Source organism: Alteromonas mediterranea DE (genome assembly GCF_000020585.3).
GTDB lineage: Bacteria > Pseudomonadota > Gammaproteobacteria > Enterobacterales > Alteromonadaceae > Alteromonas > Alteromonas mediterranea.
Map to the genome: position 1 here is coordinate 2,724,552 of NC_011138.3, position 23,363 is coordinate 2,747,914.

General features: G+C 44.3%; 19 protein-coding genes. 4 read left to right on the forward strand and 15 right to left on the reverse strand.

What is annotated here, in order from left to right:
- Positions 1–3 precede the first annotated feature (3 nt).
- Entirely contained in the window at positions 4–2,229 is a 2,226-nt protein-coding gene (mnmC2, locus tag MADE_RS12095) for a tRNA (5-methylaminomethyl-2-thiouridine)(34)-methyltransferase MnmC2 (protein WP_012518848.1), read from the forward strand.
- Between the two features lie 108 nt (positions 2,230–2,337).
- Here mnmC2 and MADE_RS12100 read toward each other — a convergent pair whose 3' ends face one another.
- The 6 genes from MADE_RS12100 to MADE_RS12125 all read right to left on the reverse strand — a co-directional run bounded on the left by MADE_RS12100 (position 2,338) and on the right by MADE_RS12125 (position 6,259).
- On the reverse strand, positions 2,338–3,078 hold the full coding sequence (locus MADE_RS12100; RefSeq protein WP_012518849.1) for a FlgO family outer membrane protein: 741 nt from the start codon (positions 3,076–3,078) through the stop codon (positions 2,338–2,340).
- A gap of 10 nt (positions 3,079–3,088) precedes the next feature.
- Positions 3,089–3,853 carry a FlgO family outer membrane protein gene (locus tag MADE_RS12105; RefSeq protein WP_012518850.1) on the reverse strand — a complete coding sequence of 255 codons (765 nt, stop codon included), beginning with the start codon at positions 3,851–3,853 and terminating at the stop codon, positions 3,089–3,091.
- 4 nt (positions 3,854–3,857) lie between these two features.
- Entirely contained in the window at positions 3,858–4,523 is a 666-nt protein-coding gene (locus tag MADE_RS12110) for a FlgO family outer membrane protein (protein ID WP_012518851.1), read from the reverse strand.
- Between the two features lie 334 nt (positions 4,524–4,857).
- Positions 4,858–5,202: a VOC family protein gene (locus MADE_RS12115; RefSeq protein WP_012518852.1), complete on the reverse strand. Its 345-nt coding sequence runs from the start codon at positions 5,200–5,202 to the stop codon at positions 4,858–4,860.
- Between the two features lie 47 nt (positions 5,203–5,249).
- The gene (locus tag MADE_RS12120; protein WP_012518853.1) at positions 5,250–5,687 is read right to left on the reverse strand and encodes a GNAT family N-acetyltransferase; all 438 of its coding nucleotides are present in this window, start codon (positions 5,685–5,687) and stop codon (positions 5,250–5,252) included.
- An 86-nt stretch (positions 5,688–5,773) separates the two neighbouring features.
- Positions 5,774–6,259, reverse strand: coding sequence for a DUF2938 domain-containing protein (locus MADE_RS12125; RefSeq protein WP_012518854.1), 486 nt, complete (start codon positions 6,257–6,259; stop codon positions 5,774–5,776).
- A gap of 91 nt (positions 6,260–6,350) precedes the next feature.
- Between MADE_RS12125 and MADE_RS12130 the strand changes: the two genes are divergently transcribed.
- Positions 6,351–6,764, forward strand: a complete 414-nt coding sequence (locus tag MADE_RS12130) for a helix-turn-helix domain-containing protein (RefSeq protein WP_012518855.1) — start codon at positions 6,351–6,353, stop codon at positions 6,762–6,764.
- 67 nt (positions 6,765–6,831) lie between these two features.
- Here MADE_RS12130 and MADE_RS12135 read toward each other — a convergent pair whose 3' ends face one another.
- The 5 genes from MADE_RS12135 to MADE_RS12155 form a co-directional block, all read right to left on the reverse strand.
- Entirely contained in the window at positions 6,832–7,419 is a 588-nt protein-coding gene (locus MADE_RS12135; protein ID WP_012518856.1) for a zinc-binding dehydrogenase, read from the reverse strand.
- 301 nt (positions 7,420–7,720) lie between these two features.
- Positions 7,721–8,758, reverse strand: coding sequence for an IS110 family RNA-guided transposase (locus MADE_RS12140; RefSeq protein ID WP_012518857.1), 1,038 nt, complete (start codon positions 8,756–8,758; stop codon positions 7,721–7,723).
- A gap of 71 nt (positions 8,759–8,829) precedes the next feature.
- Positions 8,830–9,345: an alcohol dehydrogenase catalytic domain-containing protein gene (locus MADE_RS12145; RefSeq protein ID WP_012518858.1), complete on the reverse strand. Its 516-nt coding sequence runs from the start codon at positions 9,343–9,345 to the stop codon at positions 8,830–8,832.
- Between the two features lie 130 nt (positions 9,346–9,475).
- A complete protein-coding gene (locus MADE_RS12150; protein ID WP_023559756.1) occupies positions 9,476–10,543 on the reverse strand; it encodes a YcbK family protein in 1,068 nt (355 codons plus the stop codon).
- 14 nt (positions 10,544–10,557) lie between these two features.
- Positions 10,558–11,946, reverse strand: a complete 1,389-nt coding sequence (locus MADE_RS12155) for a L,D-transpeptidase family protein (RefSeq protein WP_023559757.1) — start codon at positions 11,944–11,946, stop codon at positions 10,558–10,560.
- Between the two features lie 351 nt (positions 11,947–12,297).
- On the opposite strand from MADE_RS12155, the gene MADE_RS12160 reads away from it, so the two are divergent.
- Positions 12,298–13,791, forward strand: coding sequence for an ATP-binding cassette domain-containing protein (locus MADE_RS12160; protein WP_012518861.1), 1,494 nt, complete (start codon positions 12,298–12,300; stop codon positions 13,789–13,791).
- Positions 13,792–13,900: 109 nt separating this feature from the next.
- On the opposite strand, the gene MADE_RS12165 is transcribed toward MADE_RS12160, so the two are convergent.
- Positions 13,901–15,208, reverse strand: coding sequence for a short-chain fatty acid transporter (locus MADE_RS12165; RefSeq protein WP_012518862.1), 1,308 nt, complete (start codon positions 15,206–15,208; stop codon positions 13,901–13,903).
- Between the two features lie 74 nt (positions 15,209–15,282).
- Complete coding sequence (locus MADE_RS12170; protein WP_012518863.1) at positions 15,283–19,338, reverse strand: hybrid sensor histidine kinase/response regulator; 4,056 nt, start codon at positions 19,336–19,338, stop codon at positions 15,283–15,285.
- A 326-nt stretch (positions 19,339–19,664) separates the two neighbouring features.
- Between MADE_RS12170 and MADE_RS12175 the strand changes: the two genes are divergently transcribed.
- Complete coding sequence (locus MADE_RS12175; protein WP_012518864.1) at positions 19,665–20,012, forward strand: carboxymuconolactone decarboxylase family protein; 348 nt, start codon at positions 19,665–19,667, stop codon at positions 20,010–20,012.
- 53 nt (positions 20,013–20,065) lie between these two features.
- Here the strand turns inward: MADE_RS12175 and MADE_RS12180 are convergent, their stop codons facing one another.
- Positions 20,066–22,819 (reverse strand): M16 family metallopeptidase, encoded by a 2,754-nt coding sequence (locus MADE_RS12180; RefSeq protein ID WP_023559758.1) that lies wholly within the window; start codon positions 22,817–22,819, stop codon positions 20,066–20,068.
- Between the two features lie 185 nt (positions 22,820–23,004).
- A complete protein-coding gene (locus MADE_RS12185) occupies positions 23,005–23,298 on the reverse strand; it encodes a YfcL family protein (protein WP_012518866.1) in 294 nt (97 codons plus the stop codon).
- Positions 23,299–23,363 lie beyond the last annotated feature (65 nt).

Here is a 23,363-nt window from a genome sequence, read left to right on the forward strand (position 1 = left end):
ACAGTGAAATCTAAGCATGCACAGGTTCATTTTAATGAGAGCGGTACGCCTGTCGCCGACCATTTTGACGACGTTTATTTTTCTAACGACAGCGGTATAGATGAAACCCAACACGTTTTTGTAGCAGGCAACGACCTTCTTGAACGCTGGCAACAGTGGCGCAACCCTACTTTTGTCATCGCTGAAACAGGTTTCGGAACTGGGCTGAATTTCTTAGTTGCCATGCGTGCTTTTAATGAATTTAAAGCAACGAACCCGAATCATCCGCTTAAGCACCTTTACTTTATTACCACAGAAAAGTTTCCACTGCCTCAACAGGATATGCAACGTGCACTAGAAGCTTTTCCTGCCCTTAAAGCAGAAGCGGAAGCGCTAGCTGAGCTTTACCCCATGGGGCTCGAGGGCTGTCACCGCTTGTATTTCGAACGCCACTCAACAACGCTCGACCTGTGGATTGGTGATGTTCATGAACTCTTACCCCAGTGGCACGCACCTATAGAAGGGTTGATTGATGCTTGGTTTTTAGATGGTTTCGCACCTAGCAAAAACCCTGACATGTGGACCGATGCTCTGTTTAGCCAAATGGCTCGCTTGTCAAAAACCGGCACAACCTTTGGCACATTTACCGCTGCGGGCATCGTAAAGCGTGGGCTTGCTGGCGTAGGATTTGACATCAAAAAGCGTAAGGGGTTTGGCCGTAAGCGCGACATGCTGACCGGCGTTTTTAACACCGCTAACGACAGTGTACAACATAAGCTTCGCCTGCCAAATGGTCCATACTACCGCTACGTTAATAGTGCAGTTACCGAGGCGAGCAAAGTTGCAGTGGTTGGTTCAGGCCTTGCGGCAGCCACGGCGTGCCTTGCGTTAGTGAAGCGCGGCATTAACACCACGCTATATTTTGATGGTGACACCCTTGCAAGTGGTGCGTCTGGCAACCCGCAAGGTGGGTTTTACCCCCAGCTTCACAGTGAAGCAAGCATTGCTAGCCGCATTCAGGCACACAGTTTTTTATATGCGCGCCAAGCCTACGACCATATTATTAAACATGTAAAAAACAATGGTCTAGCCGACGTTGCCCATGATTTCTGTGGCGTAATTCAACTAAGCTTTAACGACAAAGTAGCAGAGCGCCAAAATAAACTTGCGACAGCCGATGTATGGCCTGAAGCTTTGATTAAGCCCGTGGACAGTAAAGAAGTGAGCGATATCGCTAACCTAGCCCTTCCTTACTCTGGCTTGTACATTGGCTTGGGCGGATGGCTTTCTCCTCCACAGCTAGTTAATGCCATGATTGAAGAAGCACTTCAAAGCGGCAAACTCACGCTGAAACTCAATCACACCTATGTATCGCATAAAGTGATTGAGGGAACGCCACACAATCAAGAAGGTGGCGCTTTACCCGGCGTTCTTGATGCGGATGATGTGGAAATAGCTTCAGGCGAGGCCGTTAACGGGGCAGTAAGACAGCAAGTACAAATTCGTTTTAATGTTAGTGAGCCTGAAAAATGTGGTGGAAATGAAACGGCGTGCGCTACTGCCAATGCCGGTTTACCCCAAGAGAAGCCGGCACTCAGCGGTAATGAAAAAAACGTTATTGCCGATCACCTTATCCTTGCGTTGGGCGCAGGGGCAATAAATTCAGAAGATTTTAACAGTCTCTCTCTTCGCCCTGTTCGCGGCCAAGTAGAAGCCATTCCTACGCAACCTCCTATCGACGGTCTTAATACGGTTTTATGTCACAAGGGCTATATGACTCCGGCATTAGAGGGTAGGCATGCGCTAGGTTCAACCTACGTGAAAAACGACTTAACTACGGAGGTTCGAAACGAAGAAACTGAAACGAACCTTGCCACACATGAACAGGCACTGGCAAACACCAGCATAGTTCAGGCATTACAACACGACGGCAAAGCAAGGGCGGCTACGCGTTTGGGCTCGCCTGACCATCAGCCTGTGGTTGGTGCTCTGCATAACTTTGACGTGATCAAAAGCCAGTTCGCCATGTTAAGCGTAGGTAAACCACTGACAAGCGCGCCGTTGCTGCCTAACAGCGTGGTCAGTACCCTAACCTGTTTAGGCTCACGTGGTTTAACTACGGCGCCATTGATGGCTGAGGTACTAGTAAGCAGTTTATGCAAGGAGCCATTGCCACTAAGCAATGACCTTCTCAATGCGGTGAACACAAGCCGCTTTATGACAAGAGAGATGATAAGAAGCCAGAGCTAGGCTAGAGAATATGTTACGCACTGTATAGCGTACTTAGTTGAACGTAGATAGATAGCGGTTATGCTAAAGAAATGAGTAACGCTATTAGGTGGGCGTTACTCGATAGGATTATGGCGAGACGGCCCTCGCCATTTTGTTTAAGTCCATTACGATAAACGCAGGAATATACACGTTTGCGCTTGCCACAACTTGCTTGTTCTTTAGCGACACAATACGCGCATTAACACGCACACCGCGTTCATCCTCGATAATAGTGCCGGTTACCACATGGTCCATTTCAACCTGTTTAGCAAGGGCTGCCCCATCACGAGTTAAAACGAAATCGCCTACAGGTGTAACGGTAATCCCACCTGCCAGTTTAAAATCGACAATCGCTAATCCAAAATCTTGAAGTTCGGCAATTAAATATTCAGAAAGTTGATTCCCAAGCACTGTGCTGTTGTTGAGCGACTGATTAAGCCGAACAAAACTCGCCACACCTACCATGTCTTGTTGAGTTAACCGGGTTGTATTTTCCATTAACTCCATGGCCAGCTGCGAGGCGTAATCGTTCAGCCGCTTGTGGGTTTGGGACGGTGAGTACCCATTATGTAGCGGGTCTTTATAGCCGGGCTCTACCGCAACATGCTGCTGATATTCTCTATCTCGCGAGTCTGGTGTGTATTGTAAGCCTGAACGGCTGGGCACAGGGACCGGCTCTTCATGATGGGTAATTTCGCCATCTTCACCTAGCCAAAAAGAACCTATGGATTTGGTGCTTGTACAACCGCTAAGCGACAAACCACAAAACACCAGCGCGCAGGTCAGTCGCTTTTTAAGCGCTACATTGAGGTTACGGCTAAACATCATGTTGCTGCTCCTAGCCTCGACTTAACTTTACGCCATCGCGCATGCCGTTTTGCTGACTACCGTCACTTGGAATAAGTGCATCTACCACGTAGAACGGCACTAACATTTGTGCGGTTGCTACGACGGCACGTGACTCCATGCCTAAAATACGCGCGTTAACCAAAACGCCACCTTGATGCTTGGTCATGGTTCCGGTTAGCACATATTCAATAGGAAGGCTGCTGCTCAATTCCAAATAGTCTCGGCTTAATACAAAATCGCCATCGTCAGTAATGCGAATATACTCGGTGGCTTTGAAGTCGATAACCGGCACGCGGAATTTATGCAGTTCGTGAACAAAAGATTCCGCCATCTGACGGCCTAGCAAATCCGTTTTCTGCAAGTCAGTGTCTAACAATGCGAAATGGGTTACACCGATAGGTGTCTTGTTATTCACATATTCCATATTCGCAATTAAGTCTTGCGCCATGTTCTTCACATAGTCGCCAATGTGCTTGGTTAGAGGTCGACCTTTATACGCGCCCTGTACGCTCGAATACAAAGGAGGTTGACCAATGGCGCCATACGCGTCCATACCCTGAGATTGGGTATCATTGGTACTTTCGACTGGCTTTGAGGGAGCACGGTCAGCGGCTGTAATATCGATAACATTCATGGCCGGGCGCTGAGGCGCTTGTTCTGCTACCTCTTCCTCCCCCATCATCATAGAGCACCCGCTAACGCTTAGCAGTGAGGCACAGAGCGAAAGCGCCGCGTATTGATTTCGTCTTTTCATGGGGTTACCTCGTACCTTCAGTTCTGTATAACTTGCCGTTTCGGGTTGTTACTTGCTCTTCTCGCCAAAACAGTTCGGCAGGGAAAAAGCGTGTTGCCGCAGCGACAATGTTTTTATTTCTAGCGTTGATAATTCGAGCGTTAACCACCGCACCAGACTCTTGGTACACCATAGTGCCGGTAATATAAAAATCGACGCGCTCAATGTTGGAAAGCTGGTCGATATTGCGCGTTAACACTCTGTCGCTTTCGTTACTAACAATTATATCGTTCGAAAGCTTAAATTCTTGAGTAGAAAAGCCTCTTTTCGTCGCCTCAGTAATCATTCCCTGTTCAAGTTGATGGCCCAACAACATTAACGGGTGTTGATGGTCGGCACTGTATTTCATGGTATCGGCAGGTACAAAGCCGACTACCGCATAGCGAGACTGGCGCGCTGGGCCCACATCCTCGAAAAGCTCGTTGGCCAACATGTATGTGTGATATTCCACATTGCCTAAGGCAGTTACCTCACTGGTATCGATTTGCGCAAATTGACTCTTAGGTTCGTCAGATGAAGAGCAACCAGAGAGTAAGCCCAAGATAAGCGCGGTATATGCCAAGGCTTTCGCGACCAAGCGACCATTTTCTGTCAGCAAAGCGTGAGAGACAGGTTTTGTCATACTTTTCATTACACGTGTCCAGTGAAAAACGTCAAATTTCTATCGGAAAGAAGCAAAAACTCATCGAAAAACAGTGATCAGCTACTACGCAAACCGACATTTTCAGTGTCTTTAAACAGGCTTTTGCAAAATTCACACCAAAGAGAGACTACAAGCAGCATTGACCGTTACATTGAAGGTTACATTGAAAAAAATTGCTGATAACCAAGTGACGTAAAGCGCCTAGTTTCAGGAGATGTACTTTTCTCAGTGTTAGAAGAACTTGATGTTTATCGTCAGGCCGTGCATGAAAAGCGGAGGCGACCTGCCGCCTTAGGACAGAAAGCTGCCGATAATTAAACGGCTAGCTACCTAATTCGGTAATGTGAAGTAGTTCGCCCGACGGGCCCCATAGATAGAAAATGCTTCCCCAATGTTGTTGCTCAATTGATGAAATTTTCGTTTTATGTAAAGAGCGCGAGCACAATTCAAAAGCGTCCTGAATGTCTGCCACACAGATTTGTAGCATAAAGTTATTCGCCAATTCAGGATTATAGAAGCGCTGAAGAAAGAAGAGACAATCACCATTTTCAAACAGTGTTAGATCTTCATTTACGTATTCTGCATTAAATCCAATCTCAGAATAAAATGCTTTAGAAATGTCGTAGTTTTTGCTTGGAATAAAAGTCTTAATATCTATGACGTCCATATCTTAAGATCCCTTAAGCTTCTCTGTTTCATTATTTTTAACCGTGGCTAAATGGCAATAACAGCAAGCATGTCTTCGCCATCTTCATCTAAACCCACTTCTTCGAAACCAAAACTTGAATAGAAGGTTTTGGCGACAGGATTCTTAGGGTTATAGCATATCTCAATAAATTTGAGCTCAGAAGTTTGCTTTATAAGCGTGATAGCTTGAGATAAAGCAACTCTGCCAATTCCTTTATTTTGATGGCTCTCATCAATCATAAAGCGCCAAATAGACACCTTAGTTGGCGTTTCCTGAACCCACATCAAGAATCCTACGGGCTGGTCGTTGCAATAAATGGCTTTACAGGTATGGTTATCATTATAAAAAGACTCAACCAGCGACCACATATTGCACGCAACAAGCGCTTGCTGATCTTCGGCCACGTCCAAGTCACAAACCTGCTCATAGTTAGATTTGTTTATTTCTTCCAGTGAAATTTTCATCCTGTCTTCGTTTACGCTCGTTTTATTTCAATACGCATTATACGCCGAACTTTATTCAATTAATCAACAAGCGATTATAGCCACGTCTAAAGTACGAGCCTTAGAACCAATGCCGAAAGGTACAACCCTAAGCCAAATACTGCATGGTTTAAAACGCTGTGTAGGCGAACAGCGTTAGGATTAGGCGTTTTCGACGCAGCAATTCCTGCGCCCATACCAGGCTGCAATACGAAAAACGGTGCAACTACTGTGGCTATACCTAGTGCTAAAGCTGGCCCAGCCGTGGGTTGAAGCAACCAAGTCTCTCCAAATAAAAGAAAAAGTAACACCGCATAGCCAATACCAATCACGTAATGCGCTGTCCAACCAATGATCTTCTCACCACTCACAGCATCGGCGTTTGCAATAGAAGTATGGGAGAACCGTCCTTTTCTCATATGCCCTATCCAACGCCCTACCATGCCCCAATTTGTTGGAGCAATACTAAACAATTGTTGCCTTAGCAGCGCCCACAAATCCATCACTAGGGTAGCCCCAATACCAATTAACACGATAAAAACAATATTCTGCATATTAACACTCAACAGCTAGTTTCAATTAGTTAGAGATGCTAGCCTACAACTTCAAGTTAACTTTAAGTCAAGCATTCCTTTGGAAAAATGTATGGAAATATCTCAAGTTGCCAAAAAATCCGGAGTTTCAGCATCCACGCTGCGGTTTTATGAAGAGAAAGGTCTTATCACTTCTATTGGTAGGCAAGGTATACGTCGCGTTTTTAGCCCGAATGTACTAGAGCGGCTTGAATTAATTGCATTAGGTCGCGCTGCAGGTTTTTCTTTAGAAGAAATTGCGGGCATTTTGGGGAACGAGGCAAAGCCTGAAATTAATCGTGAACTACTACTGAGAAAAGCCAACGAACTAGACAGAACAATAAAAAAGCTCACAGCCATGCGCGATGGTCTGAAACATGCGGCCGCCTGTACAGCACCAAGCCACTTAGAATGCCCAAGATTTCGTCGTTTGATGAACCTTGCCGGTACGGGGGCAATAAAAGGTTTAGCAACTAGCAAAAAGTAAAATGCCCGCATTTAGCGGGCATTTTAATGTCATCTAAAACAATTTAACCGTAGTTGAAACATAGTACTCATTGTTTCAAGCTATCGATAAAATCCTGTTGCGGTGGCGTTTGCTCAGGAGGCAGCAACACAATTTTACCCACGTGCTTTTTCTCAGAGAAATCTTTTTGTGCTGTTACGATATCTTCTAGCGGGTAAGTTCTCGCTAACATAGGTTTTATTTCACCGCGTTCTATATATGAAACAAGATTCGGGAAAACCGGCTCGTCCCACGCAGTACAACCAATAAAGGTAAGATCTTTCAAATAAAAGCTGCGCATATCAAGCGTGACTATTGGCCCTGCGATGGCGCCGGAAGAAGCGTAGCGACCACCGCGTTTCATTACCACTGACATTTGAGTGAATCCTTCACCTGCAACGTTATCGACAACTACATCTACGGACTTTTCTCCTAACACTTCAACTAGGTCACTGTTACGTTCGATAACGCGATCTGCACCTATTTCCATAAGCACGTCCATTTTATTTTTGCCTACAACGGCAGTAACTTGTGCACCACGGCGTTTAGCTAACTGCACAACAGCAGAACCTACACCGCCGGAAGCCCCAGTCACCAAAACATGCTCCCCTTTAGATACGCCGGCTCGGTGAACCATATTTTCAGCAGTGCCATAAGCGCAAGGTATAGTTCCGAGTTCGGCATCCGACCAATCGCACTCGACGGCGAACGCTTCACTTATGTGGACTCCCCCTTTGTCAACAACAGTATTAGCCAGTTAAAGAATAAATGCGTGCTTATGTACGAGCTCTAATAGGGAAGCTATCCCAGGCTCTATGATATTTACGCGAACTTGTTGTCAAATCTCGATAACGAGCTCGAAGCTCTGAGCGAAGCACTGACTAAACAAGCTGATTTTCATCTTTTTTGAGCATTTTTGTTGTTGGGCAAAACCTCTATTAAGCAGCGAGTAGTTCTGCTTTGTATTCTGTGCCATTTGTAAGCATCGCGAATGCCGTTCTTACTGTTTTATTTGCTAGCGCGACCGCTGTACAGCGCTTACCTCTGCGTTCAACCATCTGCTGGATCCACATCTCTTTTTTGGTTTTTGCTGGTCGTCTCATCGCCTGATTAACTGCTGACATTGCACCGCTAACTAAGCAACTTCGTAGCATATTATTTTTAACGTACTTGCCCACCGAGCCCAATTTTACTTTACCGCCCGACGAATGTTGAATAGGCGTTAAACCAATACAGGCAGATGCATCGCGACCTTTTTCAAATTGCCCCATCTCTCCACAGCCCAGTGCCATATAAAGATTCACAGCGTTTAACGGACCTACACCTTCTAGGGCCTGTAGCGATTTACATATTTCGTGGCCGTTTGCTGCTTTTTCTAAATATAAATCGTACTGCTTTATCGACTCAATACCACGCTGGAGTTGTTGCCAGCTAGTACTGAGAGCTTGCCTAAAAACCATGGAAAAGCCATTTTCAGCATCTTCCAGTACGCCTTCAACAACGCCACTTAACCCTCCCTGACTAGGCGAGATTCGGATATTAAACTCTAGCAATAAAGATTTAATTTGTTGCTGCATTGCGACTTTATGCTTAACGGCCAACTCTCGCAGACGAACCAAGGTTTGTAGCTCTTGCTGCTCTTTTGATTTGCCGTTAATAAACGAAACATCGGTGAGTTGAGCAGCTTGCGCAACCGCTAAGGCGTCGTTTTTATCTGTTTTCTGATTTTGCCTAACACTAGCAACCAATTTTGCTGAAATTAATCGAGCATCATGCCCATATTCCAACGCTTTTTGCTTCCAGTAGTTTGATGTACTACATGCTTCAAAAACAATTGTCATTGGTTTTGACGACGCTAGCCAAGAACCAAATTCTATCGGTGTCATCGCCTGATTAGACTGCACCTTGTTGCGTTTACAAACGCAAACCTGAATTTCTTCTTTCGCTAAATCAACACCTGTGATTATATTGTGCATGTTGGACTCCATAATATTTTTTGTGTGAGAACTAAAATATTAACCCAGCTCACTGAGTTGGGGGAGTCCAATTATCTCGCCGTTATTTTTACGTACTGGGCGAAAGCACCATCGAAGTCTGACGCCATCCAAATATTTTCTAGTGAGTCCCAAGAATCTTTACGAATGCAAGAACGTATTAAAATTCGCTCTCCGATACGTGTAGGGTCCACGCCTTCCCCAACCGCCACGATTCGACCACAACAGTCAGTCCCTTGAATAAACGGAAACGGGGTTTGTTCATTCCATCCACCGTCTAACTCTTCTGCTGCGCTTGATTTCTCTTCGTCATTCTCGTCCAACGCGTCAGTGCCTTGAGTGACTTTAGAAGAATACCAACCTAATCGAGTATTAATTTCTGTATTATTGACACCAGCTGCTAAAACCTGAACTAGCACCTCGCCAGCAAGTGGTTTTGGCATGGGGACATCGGTGTAATTTAACTGCTCATAACCACCGTTCGCCATGGTCACCAAAGCCTTCATAGTCGTATCATCAGGTTTTACATCGAATCTTTGCTTGTCGCCAAGCAAGCTAGTAATACTCATAATCTCTCTTAAGTTTAGAATTAATAACAATTAGTACGCTAAAATAACGTATGCCTGTCGCTCATGCAAAGTAGCTACGCTATTCAGCTTTATATTTAAACGGTTGAACAGTCCCTTAGATTTGCTGAGCTTAAGGCTTTCTCCATCGCGCTTTGATCCCTCGGGTATCAACGTGAATAAACGGCCCCCGGTGAGGTTTTGGGCCGTATACCCCTAGACCGCCAATTAAGCCTTTATATTCACTACGTTTATTAAGCTCGGCTATCATTCTAGCCATAACGTCAGCATCTTTGATACTTACCGCGCCGTCTTTGTTTAGGTCGTCCATTCTGTAGTTACCGTCATTATCTACAAAAATGTCGGCGGCATCGCCATAGACATGTCGGCTAAATTTAACGTTGCCGATAGCTTTGTTGTACTGGGGAGTCCTGTAACCGCTCATGATCACCATGTTCGATACATTGATACTGTTCATGTTCATCTCTCTTCTAAGCATTTCCAGCTTTAACAGCAGAGACGGGCGAAGATATACAAACTTAGGGTAGCCAGAGCGCTGTTTACTGGTGAACTCCTTTAACTTGAAATGAGGAGATAAAAGTAGCTCTTGGTTTTCTTCTGTTACTTCAATAAACCCTTCAGGTTCAACATAAACATCTTTGTTTTTAATTTCACTTTCATCTGGATAAGGCCCGATATGATAATACTTTAATCGTCCGCCTTGGACTTCCTCGGCAGGAACCATAACAAACACATTTAACGACATATTGACCTGTCCGTCTTCGCTTCTTATTTCTAGGCGCTGCTCACCAGGGACATCTTTCGCCTGCCAATGCCATGTCATAGACTCGGATTTTTCAACCATTACACCGTTTTCAAACAACTGATAGGTTTTGTCCGGTTGTGGATAAATAATTTCTAGCTCGGTAACCTCTTCAGGCAATACAAATAGCGAGAAAGCGTTGTAAGGCACCACAATATTATCAATTTTTAAACTAAACTCCGCGTCTTCTAAGTGAGCTTTGTTTTCAACTACAACTGGCTCATGTGGCGCAGCACGAGCGGCCGTTTGAGAAGCTTTACCCTGAACCATTTCGACGGGTTTCGCATTTACGTTTTGCGCGGTCGAGAGCATTACCAGGGCCACTACCGAAGCTTTTAAGGTGCTCACTATCATCTTCATATCTTTCGTTACCATCATCACTTACCCTATTTTCACAAAGACGCTACCTGCGTTAGCGCTTCGGCATCGCGTCTATCGCGCTGATAAATATCGTTTCTAAAGTTAGCCTTACCGTTTTCATCGGCCCACGCGGTCCAGTACACCAAATGAATAGGCAAAGGCTCTTCAAGGTGAAAGGTTTTAGACTGACTTAGCTCGCGAGCCGAAATAACATTATCCATTAAGCTATCTACGCCCTGCTCTTCCGCTATAAGTTGGGCTAAAGAAAAAGGGTCTTCTAATCGAATGCAACCGTGAGAGGCGGCTCTGTTCGTTTCTTTGAACCATTGCTGATAAGGGGTATCGTGCACGTATACAGCGTGTCGGTTTGGAAAAAGGTATTTAACCTTGCCTAACGGATTTTTTTCGTTGGGGAGCTTTACTAAAAAATGGTCGAACTGATAAGGCTTCATGTCTTCCCAATCAATCGTATTGGGGTCAACCAACTCATCATCAACAAAACTGTCTTTGCGAATAACAATGTTGTTTTCTTCTAAGTAGTTTGGGTTATCCGCCACTTTTGGTGCTATTTCTTTCGTGGCAATAGAAATCGGGATACGCCATTCTGGGTTAACTACAAATTTTTCTATGTGATCGCTAAATGAAGGCGTCGCCCAGCTTGGCTTACCTACTACCACGTCTTTAGTGGCTTTTACTTTACCGTTACTAATATATCGAAGACGGAACTCGGGAATATTAACTAACACATAAGCGTCACTGTCTTTTTCTTCAAACATTTCCAAGCGCGTAATGTTTAGCGCTAGTTGCTGCGCTTTCTTTTTTGCTGTCACATTTAGCGCTGCAAGGGTTTTTCTTCCAACTACACCATCTACTAGAAGGCCGTGACGGCGTTGAAAATCTTTCACAGCGTTTTCAACGTCTTTATTGAAAACGCATGGCGCGGAGTTAACTGCTGTTAATGCATGGGTGCAGTTTGTATTTATTGAGGGGTATTCTCTGCCCAAACGAGAGATCAATGCAGTTATCGCTTGAGCCTGCTCTTCACTGTAAATGGGCGTTTCATCAGCCGCAGCTTTTCTTAACGCGCCATTTTTAAGAAGTAAGTCTTCATTTAAGGCTTTCCAGCCACCTTGCTGGGCGATAGAGGAATAAAAAGCATAGGCACTTTTCATTTGCTTTAACTGTGCTTGTAAGGCAGAAGCAGTACTAGCCTCTTCCAATGCTCTTGGCGTTGAAGTGGAAACGGCCGAGGCAACACCTACCAAGGGTAACCAGAAAGAAGCAGCAGCAACAATGAGTTTTTTCGTTATGCTAGAAGTTCGCTTTTTAGGCGCTGAGAAGCGACCAGAAGAGTTCACTTCCAATTGATGACTATGGCACAATTGAACAGTATGCTTGACGGCTCGATGTTCGGTTTCCATTTCTTGTTTCCTTAGATTCGCGGACAAACATAAGGTCGCAAAACGAGTGCCAAGCAATAAGAAAAACCACAAACCATTGAAAGTTATGAGTTATTTTGAAATTTAAAAATGAAAAGAATTTAGATAACAGAAATATTATGTGTAGGTAATTCAGCTTTTCAGTAAGATTTTTACGGGAAAAGGTTAGAAAATAGCCGTAAATTTTACAATTTGTGTTTAAGCCGCCTCGCGGTTAGATAGTTATCGTTGTTGCATTCGGTAGCAAAGCGAGGTGCTGAAGCCTTATTTAACATTGACACATAAACAGAAAACTTCACAATAGTTCTACTTCTTATCCACTCGCGATCATTAATGCTGTATCTTTCTGAATTTCAAACAAAGCTTTCTAATCAATATATTACCCCTGCATTTTCGTTAGCACTAAATAATGAAAAACCACCCTCGCACTACCTTATTGCAGGTAGAAATAGTAGCGGGAAGTCGCTTCTAATTTCTGCGCTTGCGGGTAACGGTAAAGTAGAAAGCGGTGTTCGCGAGTGTAGTTCGGTTGTTGCAGAAGTATCGGTTTTTAGGCAGCAGACGTTAATTGAAGAAGAAAAGCAAAAAGACAGTGCGGATATTTTAGATGTAATCGCTGAGCCAACAAAAGTTCGAGAGTTATTCTTACGCACGAATGAGGATTATCAAAATCACCTTTATTACAACGAGCTAACCTCCGCTCTTAGAATTGAGCATTTGCTAGATAATGCGTTTCTTTCACTGTCGACGGGAGAAACTCGCAAGGTAATTATCATGCTGGCGTGGTTGAACGATGCCGCAATTATTTTGCTTGATGAACCTTTTGAAGGCTTAGATGTTGAAGCGATTGATGCATTTAGTCGCTTTCTTGTTTCTCAACAGCAAGCCACACTGGCGTTGACCGCCAACAAGCTTGCAGACATTCCTGAGGGCCTTCATGCACAACTCATTGTTATGGATGATCTAGCTATTACGTGGAAATCTGACGGCACACTCAACTATGATGACTTGCGCTCAGAGTTAAGCACTTGGTTTGCGCTGGAGTCTGATGATATCGATGTACCCGCAGCGCTTAGCGCTAGTGATCAAAACCGCAGCGACCCAAACCGCAAGGACCAAAATCACAATAAGCAGAACAGTGAGCTTGATGCACTACCCCATACATTGATCCAGCTAAATGACGGCTTTATGCGTTTCGATGAACGTACTGTATTTGAAAAGCTTAACTTTACGCTTAATAAAAATGACCATTGGCAGATAACGGGCCCGAACGGGTCAGGTAAAACCTGTTTGCTTCAAATGTTTACTGGTGATAATTCCCATTGTTATACCAATGACTTAACAATGTTTGGCATAAAACGGGGAACTGGCGAAAGCATATGGGATATTAAGAAGCACATTGGCATTATGTCGAATTCGCTGCACATGCAATACAAAGTAAACGCAAGTGTTGAACATGTAATCATATCAGGCTTTCACGACAGCATTGGTCTATACACCCGCCCAACGTTGGCTGAGCGAAACGTAGCAGGACAATGGCTTGCTGTTCTGGGTTTACAACAGAAGAAGAACACACCGTTTCAGTCGCTATCGTTTGGCGATCAGCGATTAGTACTAATTGCACGTTCTATGGTTAAGCACCCCGCCGTGCTTATTTTAGATGAACCCTGCAATGGCTTAGACGACTTTAACCGCCAAAAAGCGCTTAAGCTTATTGATAAATTGGCTAAGGCTGGCACCAGTACTCTCTTGTATGTTAATCACAATCCAGAAGAGTGCATTCCCAGCATTCGCAACACGTTAAATATGAAAGACTATAATGTTTGAGATAGTATAAGCACCACCGCACAAGGCACTTAAATCAACGGTGGTAGTGCATTAGTTACTAAACATGCCCTTTTTCATATAACACTACAACGGCTAACGCAAAGCTTCTTCACACAAATCGTAAAACCAAGGAAATAATAACGCCAGTTACGATAAGCTGAACTAAGCAAAAACCCATTATATCTTTGGCTTTTAAGCCCGCTATGGCAAGTACGGGTAATGCCCAAAACGGCTGAATTAAGTTCGTCCAGGCATCGCCCCATGCCACCGCCATTGCTACCCTATTAACTTGCGCACCCAGTTCAGCAGCAGCGGGTAGGATTACAGGGGCTTGCACCGCCCACTGTCCTCCTCCCGAGGGTACGAAAATATTTACAATGCCTGCACTTATAAAACTCCACACGGGCAACGACTCTGCAGATGCAAAACTAATTAGCCATTCTGACATGGTCTGCGCTAATCCAGATTGCACCATAACCGCCATGATCCCCGCGTAAAACGGAAACTGTATTACAATCCCGCTGCCGCCCTGAACGGCTTGCTGCAAGCTATGTAATACATTACGTGGCGTACCATGAAGGACAATAGCAAGAAAAAGAAATAGCGTATTAACGATGTTTAGGTTTAACCCGCCGCCAGAAATAAAATAGTTCGTAAGATAAGCAAGCCCAGCGAAACCGACAAGTAAACCAAGAGCTTTGCTGTTTTCGAGTCTATCAGCGGGTCTTTCGTTTGTCGCCGAAGTTAAGGCATCGTCTTGTAGCTTTGCACTATCCACAATCACGCTTTCAGATTTAGGAGGTAGCATTAAACGATTCACAAGGGGAATAACTACAAACATAATTGCCAACAACAGTAAGTTGAAGCCACTAAAAATAGTCTCGCTGGTACCAATTACGCCTATTTGTGCCTCTGAAAAATGGCCCGGTGTTGCAATAGTTAACGGTACAGAGCCCGCCAAGCCGCCATGCCATACGATAAAACCTGAATATGCGCTCGCCACCAATAGTCGATAATCTACCGACACTTTTCTTGCAAGTGCTTTGGCGAACAACGCGCCTACCACTAGCCCGAAGCCCCAGTTTATCCAACTGGCTGTAAGCGACACTAAAGTAACCAGTACAATAGCGCTTCCTGGGCCTTTAGCTAAACGGGCGAGGTTTTCCAGCAGTGTCTTGACTAGCGGCGTGCATGCCAGCATAAACCCGGTTACTAACACTAAGAGCATTTGCATTGAAAAGGTTAGCAGCCCCCAGAATCCATCTCCCCACTGTTGAACTGTGGTAAGTGGAGATTGGTCTTGAATGACCACCGCAAAGACAAGCGTTATGAGCGTTAACAATAAAACGAAAATATAGGGGTCGGGCAGATATTTTTCGACGAGTTTTACGAAGGGTTTTGATGCACGATTTAGCATTAACGCTCTCACAACTTGTTAAAAACTTGTTGCATATTAACGTATTTTTTGATTTGAGGAGTGTTTTTATTATTTTAAGCTAGCCACTTTTGTAACGTGAGGATTACTTTCTCTTGGTCAATAGGTTTAGTAAGAAAGTCGTTCATGCCCGACTGAAGGCACTTATCTTTATCACTTTGCATAGCGTTAGCAGTAATAGCCACAATAGGTATGCTTTGATAGTGCGCACCGGCTGCCCCACTTCTTATATGCTTTGTTGTTTCAAAACCATCCATTTCAGGCATTTGGCAGTCCATAACCACGAGTGAATAAGGCTTTGCCTGTTGCGGCTGCTGTAAAAACGCTAAGGCCTCTTTACCGTTGTTTGCCACATCTACTGTGAGCCCTTCACCTTCGAGTATCGTTGTTGCTACTAGCTGATTTATCGCGTTATCCTCAACTAACAGTACCCGCAAACCCTCAGGCGAATTGTGAGGTGTAGCGTTATGGCTGGCCTCCTCTACAGGCGCACTGCGCCCAAAATCATCAGCCTTATGTTCTATTTCGTTGGGGACCTTGGCCAATATGTGTCTAAGATTCTCGGTGGTGAGGGGTTTCGGGAAAATTGATGCGATCCCTCGTGTTCTAAAGTGCTGCGCACTTTCGATATCTTGAAGTTCAGTCATTACCACTATCCGAATATCGGCAAATCTTGGTTCTTCAAAAAGCGCCATAGCAAAGTCTTTACCGCACATATCTGGCATTTTATTGTCGATAATAACTAAAGTGATTGGCGATGAAGACTTCAAACTGGCCTTACAGTGTGCAAGCGCACCTTTGGATGAATCTGCCACTGAAGTTTCTACACCCCAAACATTTAACTGGCGTTTCAGGACTTCTCTATTTGAAACGTTGCTGTCAACTATTAGGCAGTGTGTATGCGGGGCAACATCTGAAGGCGCCACGCCTTTAGCGTCATTAACCTTGTTCACTTCAAAAATAACTTCAAAGCAGCTTCCCTTTCCTACTTCGCTAGAGGCCTTTACATCACCACCTAACAGTTCACAAAGCTTTTTGGTAATTGATAAACCAAGTCCAGTTCCGCCATAGCGCCTTGTCGTCGATGCATCGACTTGCGTAAACGCTTCGAACAACTGTGCTAGCTTACGCGGCTCTATGCCTATACCCGTGTCTTTGACAGCGCAGCGCAGTACATATTGCCCTTCATTTTTTGAAGGTAATAGTGCTGCGGTAATACTCAATTCGCCTTGCTCGGTAAACTTCACTGCGTTGCTTAATAAGTTAGTGAGAATTTGCTGAATTCGTGTGGGGTCGGAGTTAACTTTTGATGCGTCGACTTTAGAAACATCAACAATAACCGCTAAACCTTTTAACTGAGCCGTGTGCGCAATAGATTGCGCCAAGGTCTCGATTAAACTTCGCAAATCAAAATCAACCGATTCAATTTCAAGCTTGTTAGCTTCTATTTTTGAAAAGTCTAAAATGTCATTGATAAGTACTAGCAGAGAGCTGGCGCTTGAACTCGCTATGTTAACCCGTTGCCCTTGTTCAACGGTTAAGTCACTTTTCTTAAGCAAGTCGAGCATACCAATAACACCGTTCATCGGTGTTCTTATCTCGTGACTCATATTGGCAAGAAATTCTGATTTTAGCTTGGTTGCTTCTTCAGCTTTTTCCAGCGCGTTTTTAAGGTTGTGGGCCTGTGCTTCGAGGGATGCCGTTTTTTCTGAAACCTGTTGTTCAAGCGCATGAACAAAGCGCTTCTGTTTAGTTATTTCCGTTTGGTGTAACCGGGTGCGCAAATACACTACCAGTATTATTACGCCAATAAGTAAGGCGCAATATAGTGTGTATGCCCACCACGTTTTCCAAGGAACCGTAGCTACGTGTAAGTTCACGAACAGATGATTTTCGCCCCACTCTCCATTTGGCTTCATTGCTCTTACTAACAATGTGTAGGTACCACCGTTTAAATTGGTAAAGGAAACCTTATTGTGGTCTCCCGTATCTATCCACTGCTCGTCATAACCTTCCAGTTTGTAGGCAAAGTGCGGTTTTTGCGACGCTGAAAAATCCAGTAAAGCAAACTCTAAGGAGAAGAAATAGTCTGTATATGAAAGGTAGATATCGGTGACATAGGATAGCGGTTTACTAAGCCGTATTTCTTGGCCCATTTTATTAAAACCTGTCAGCACTATTTTTGAATCGCGAACTTCCCGCTGCCCCTTCTGATAGTTAAAATACTCTATTCCCCGCTGGCTGCTGGTAAAATAGGTATTTTGAGCCGCGTTAAGCAAGCTGTTTGAGTAGTAATTTTTTCCTGCTAACTCGGTTTTACTATTATAGTTGGTCGCTTTTTTAGTTTCGGGATCATAGAGAAATATTCCCTTGTTAGTCGTAAGCCACAAGGTGCCATTTTCACCGTCCGCTAGCCCGCGAATAAGCGTTGTCGGTAGCCCGTGCTGTTCATTGAATTGCTGAAACGTTTTGGTACTCGGTAAATAAAGATTTAACCCTTTTTGTGTAGCAATCCATATCTGCCCACTTTGGCTTTCGTGTATATCTTCAATTATGTTACCTAATAGGCTGTTTTCTCGCTCTACGTCAGCAAAATAAGTAACAAACTTGTCGCCATCACGAGGCCACACGCTGACGCCCTTGCCCGTGCCAACCCACATATTGCCAGCACTATCTTTAAAAAGGTTATGAATTTCAGGGTGAGATAAACCTTGTGCTTGCGTTAAGTGCTCAAAACTATTGTCACTGAAGCGATAAATATACACGCCATTTTTGTAGGTACCTACCCACAAATCGCCGTTATCATCTACTGCCAATGCTCTAAACTCCTGAAACCGACGATAATTATTGTCAGATTTAGGGTACTCTATACGTGTTACTTCGCCTGTTTGACGATTTAATCTCGCTAGGTAGTTGTCCTGCGCAACCCACAGGGTATCGTTATCGTCTTGGACGACTATAGGTCGTTCTATCACCCCACTTTCAGCATACCCATCAAAGGAAGCAAAAATCGAAGAAGCGTTTTTTTCTAAGCGCTGCTCGTTTACACGCCATGTGTAAATCTCTGCTTTGGCAGTAACAATGAGTACATCGCCATTTTCATCGAGCTCAATCCCATTAGGGGCAACAAGCGCATCGCTATTAATAAGCTTCACTGTGCGTCGTGGAGACAACTTAAAAATGCCGTGAACTTCACTCGTTATCCATTTCGTACCGGTGTGGTCTTCAAATATGATCCTCAGGCCATTTGTGTAGCCAAAATCCATTTTCTCGACCACGTTGCCAGTGCCTGTATGGCGATATAAACCGTTTGTTGTTACAAACCACACACTCCCTTCACTGTCTTCAAGCATAGAGTTCACTTGGCCTAACTCTTTTCCATCGCTCGTGGTTTGTGAAACAAACTCCCCGCTTTGTGGCAGAAAAAGAAAAGGCCCATCTTGTGTAGCAACAAAAAATTGGTTTGATGTGGTTAAAAGCAGGCTTCGTATTTCATTGGCGCCTGTGGCCGTATTGTTATCTTTATCTGGGAAGAAGTGGGTTGCTGTTAAGGTTTCTTTGTTCAGTAAGTTCAAGCCGAAACTGGTTGCTACCCACAAACTATTTTCGTCATTATCAAGCATGTCCCAAATACGATTATGCGATAAACCCGCTGAATTACCCTCTGTTTTTTTAACCCGCTGAAATGCGTTCTCGCCAAGATACTTATTCAAACCCTGGTCGTAAGTACCAAGCCAGATGTCGCCATTTGTATCGTGAAGTAACGATTGAATTCGATTAGAAGAGAGTGTTGTTTTGTCGCCTAGAACGTGTAAAAAGCGCTGAAATATACCGGTCTTTGGGTTGTACTTATTAACGCCGCCTCCCCAAGTTCCTACCCATATGTTACCGTCTTTGTCTAACATCAGGTTGCCAGCGTCATCATGGGATAAAGTGTTTATTTGCTCTGCGTTAGACTCGAAAAGCTTGACCTGCCGACCGTCGTAGCGCATTACGCCGTTTTCAGCTGTACCGAACCACAAAAAGCCTTGGCGGTCCTGAATAATGGAATATATCTCAGAAGAAACAAAACCATCGTCAGCGGTAAGCAGCTCGACGGAGTATTCGTTCATAAGCTTGTCGGAATTCGAGGAATAAGCGTGTGGGGTACTCACCAAATAAACGAATGCACATAGTAGAAAGTGGCGAAACAGGAGCCGATAACGCGTTATATTTTGCAAAGAAACATGCTCTTACTAGAAAAAGAAAAGACGAAGATATACGTTCGCAATATTAGATGATCCCTTTTAGCTTATCCATTCTACCAAAGGTGCATATATTGACCTAGCTTACCGTTTTTATTGATTTGAATCATGTAATCTATTCTTCGGTTTGCAAAATAATTGCTGTTTATCTGATAACACGGTAAATAACCATACCGACAACAAAAAGAGTCATCATGTCTAAATCCTACAAAGAAATCACAGAAGGCCTTAATCCTTATCTTGCAGAGGTGAAAAAAGGTGTACCTGAAGTAATGAAAGGCTTTTCGGCTATGGCTAAAGCAGCGACTGCCGACGGCGCACTGGATAAAAAAACAAAAGAGCTCCTTGCTCTTGCTATTGGTATAGCGACAAGGTGCGATGGCTGTATTGGTTTTCACGCTAAAGCGCTGGTTCATTTAGGTGCAACAAGAGCTGAAATTGAAGAAGTCTGCGGTATGTCTGTATACATGGGTGGCGGCCCCTCGTTCATGTACGCGGCAGACGCTCTGCGTGCTTTCGATGAATTTAGTGAAAGTGAGTAAGAAAAAAGGGCCGATTATTTTCGGCCCTAAAATTCAATTTAAGGTTTAGGTCGTTACAGTGAATTCATACTTTGTACACTGACAGGACCAAGCTCTGCAGCTTCAACTTCTGCTTTGATTTTTTCAGCATCGCCGATGATGATCCACGTTAGTTTATCTGGGTGCAATACTTCTTCAGCCGCTTTACTGAGGTCACCTAAAGACAAGCTGTTGTACTTTTCGACCAAAGACTCTGGGTAGTTGTATTGTCTGTTGAACCTTTCACTCGACAATAGGCTGTACAGCACCGCATTGGCTGTCTCAAACTGACCTGGCAGTGAGCGAACTTCATCAAGTCGTGCTCGTTCAAGTTCCTGTGCCATTGGCGGCTTATCACCTATGTAGGCATTAAGCTCTTTCTTAAGTTCTAGCAACGACGGGCCTGTTTTATCGGTTTGAACCGGAGCATAAACCATAAATGGACGTTGACCTCGAGCATCTTGTAAGAAAGTGTACGCACCATAAGACCAGCTTTTATCTTCACGTAAGTTCATATTAATGCGAGCAGTAAAAGCGCCACCTAAGGTTAAATTCATGGCCTTGATGGCAATATTGTTTTCAGCACCAGTCGGTGGTGCTAAATGCGCAGCAAGTATAAGAGACTGCTGTGCTCCAGGACGGTCGATAATAATTGCTTGGCCTTGATCAGGCATTGATGCTTGGGCAATTTGCTTGGTGCCCTTGTCACCTGCAACTTTCCATTTGCCAAACTCTTTTTCGAGCATTGGCTTAATCGCGTCTAATGTGGTGTCGCCAACAACAAATATAGTCGCGTTATCAGGGCGAAGCCATGTATTCTTAAAGTTAACTAAGTCGCTTCGCGTAATTGCCTTCACGTCTTGCTCGGTTCCGGTACCGGTAAATGGAATACCATAGGCATGGTCATCACCATAGATAAGCGGTGGAAGCAAAGTAAGGGCAATACTTACAGGGCGAGTTTTTTGCTGTGCTATATTACTCAAAATAAGCGCACGTTGACGTTCAATCTCTTCTTCTTTAAACGTAGGTGATTTTAAGATATCACCGAGAAGTTCCAAAGAAAGTTCCATATTTTCCGTTAGCATCGACATGCTAACTGTCGTGGTATCTAAATTTGAGCCAGCGTTTAAATTAGTTCCTAACTGTTCAAGCTCTGCTGCTAGTTCTAAGGCATCGTATTTACCCGCGCCTTCGTCGAGCATCTGCGTGGTAAAACTTGCAAGGCCCAGCTTGCCACCTGCATCAGCGGCGTAGCCTGCGTCAAATTGCACCGCTACATTCACCAGTGGAACCGTCGAGCGTTTTGCAAACACCACATTAACGCCGTTAGAAAGCGTAGTTTCCGTAACGTCAGGGAAGCTTAACTGTGTTTCTGTATCAATTGATGGCAAACCTGAACTGCGATCAACACCTTCAGCAAGGGCTGCATGCTCAATGAAAGGTACAACCGTAATTTGGTGCCACCCTTCTTTTAGCCATTTATTCGCTGCCGCTTTAACGCCTTTAGGTGTTGCCTGTCCCAGCTCATCTAATTCGGTTTTAAAATAATTAGGATCGCCAGCAATAAATTCACCAGTAGCAAGCGTATCGGCTTTACCGCCGAAACCACCCACTTCTTCAAGACCACGAATAATTGAAGCTCGACGTTTAGTCGACACCAATTTGACTTCATCTTTACTTGGACCTTTACGCAAAAACTCACTAATGACTTTGTCGATTTCTTTTTCCACTTTAGCCACGTCAACGCCGTCTTTCACGTCAACCGCAACGCCAAAAATTGATGCCATTTGCAGCTCGTAATTGAACACTGAAGCATTGGTTGCGATTTGTTGGTCGTAAACCAGTTCTTTATAAAGACGAGAATTTTTGCCATCCCCCAGCGCGCTTGCCGCAATAAACAAATCGGTTGCGGTTGAAGATGTATTCTCAGGCGACACCCAAAGGCGATAAATACGTGATTGAGGCACTTTGTCTTGAATAATTTCACGGGTATTTACGCTGCGTTTCGGCACCCATGCTTGCCATTTAGATAGCGCAGGACCCGGCTCAATATCCCCAAAGTACTTGTTTACCAGCGGCTTCGCTTCTTTGGCGTTAATATCACCGCTTAACACTAAAATTGCGTTATTGGGGCCATAATATTTATTAAACCAGCCCTTTACGTCGTCTAAAGACGCTGAGTTAAGGTCTTCCATTGAACCAATCACCGTGTGGTGATAAGGATGCCCTACAGGAAATAAGCCTTCAAAGATGTGGGTAAACACGCTTCCATAAGGCTGATCTTCACCTTGGCGCTTTTCATTTTGTACAACGCCACGCTGTTCGTCTAACTTCTCTTGTGTTACCGCACCTAAAAGATGCCCCATGCGATCTGATTCCATCCACAATATGCGGTCAAGGGCTGGAGTAGGAACGGTTTGGAAGTAATTTGTGCGGTCAAAATTTGTGGTGCCGTTTAAGCCAGTAGCACCGGCTTCTTGAAGCGGACCGAACCATTCGTCGTCATAATTTTCGGTGCCGTTGAACATTAAGTGTTCAAATAAATGCGCAAACCCAGATTTACCCTCAGGCTCATCTTTGGAGCCTACTTTGTACCACACCGCCACAGCTACCACTGGCGCCTTGCGGTCTTCATGGACAATTACAGTTAACCCATTATCGGTAGTAAACTTTTCGTAGTCGATATTTATGTCGTTTTTAGCAAACGCTGAGCTTACCAGCGTGCTACTTACTGCCAATACACCTACGCTTACTTTTAAGCGCTTGGTGAGGTGTTTAAGTACACTCATTTCGTCATCCTTAATCTTTTTAATTGTGCTAAATACCACAAAGCGGCGCTATGCCTGCCTTAAAGATAAATCAATCTGGCAGTTAATAAAGGATTATGAGGTTGAAAACTGTAACGGATTGTAAAAAGAGAAAAAATATCGAGCGTGGAGATTTAAATGTCTAGGCTCAAGGCTAGAAGTCGCAATTATATTGCGACTAGTCGTGCCCAAAGCGCTTTAACTTGCTTTGCATCCTCGCTTTCCAGTTCATTGTTTTTAAACGCACTTTCAAGGCTTGATAGCATTTTTTCGTTTAACAATTCCAATGAAGCGTCTTCACGCATTTCTAGCTGTCGCGCTTCTACCGCGAAGTGGCCTTGCAAATAACTTGCAATGAAAAGTTCATCGTCACTGCCGTGGTTCACCACGTCATCAAGTGACGCTTCAATTTCAGCGATAGCTTTCACTACCCCTTGAGGGGCTGCAGCAGGTGGTAACACGTCTTACTCCTTCCTGTTGTTGTATATCAGTTTTCGATTTCTATATTTCAATTCGAGATGAAATT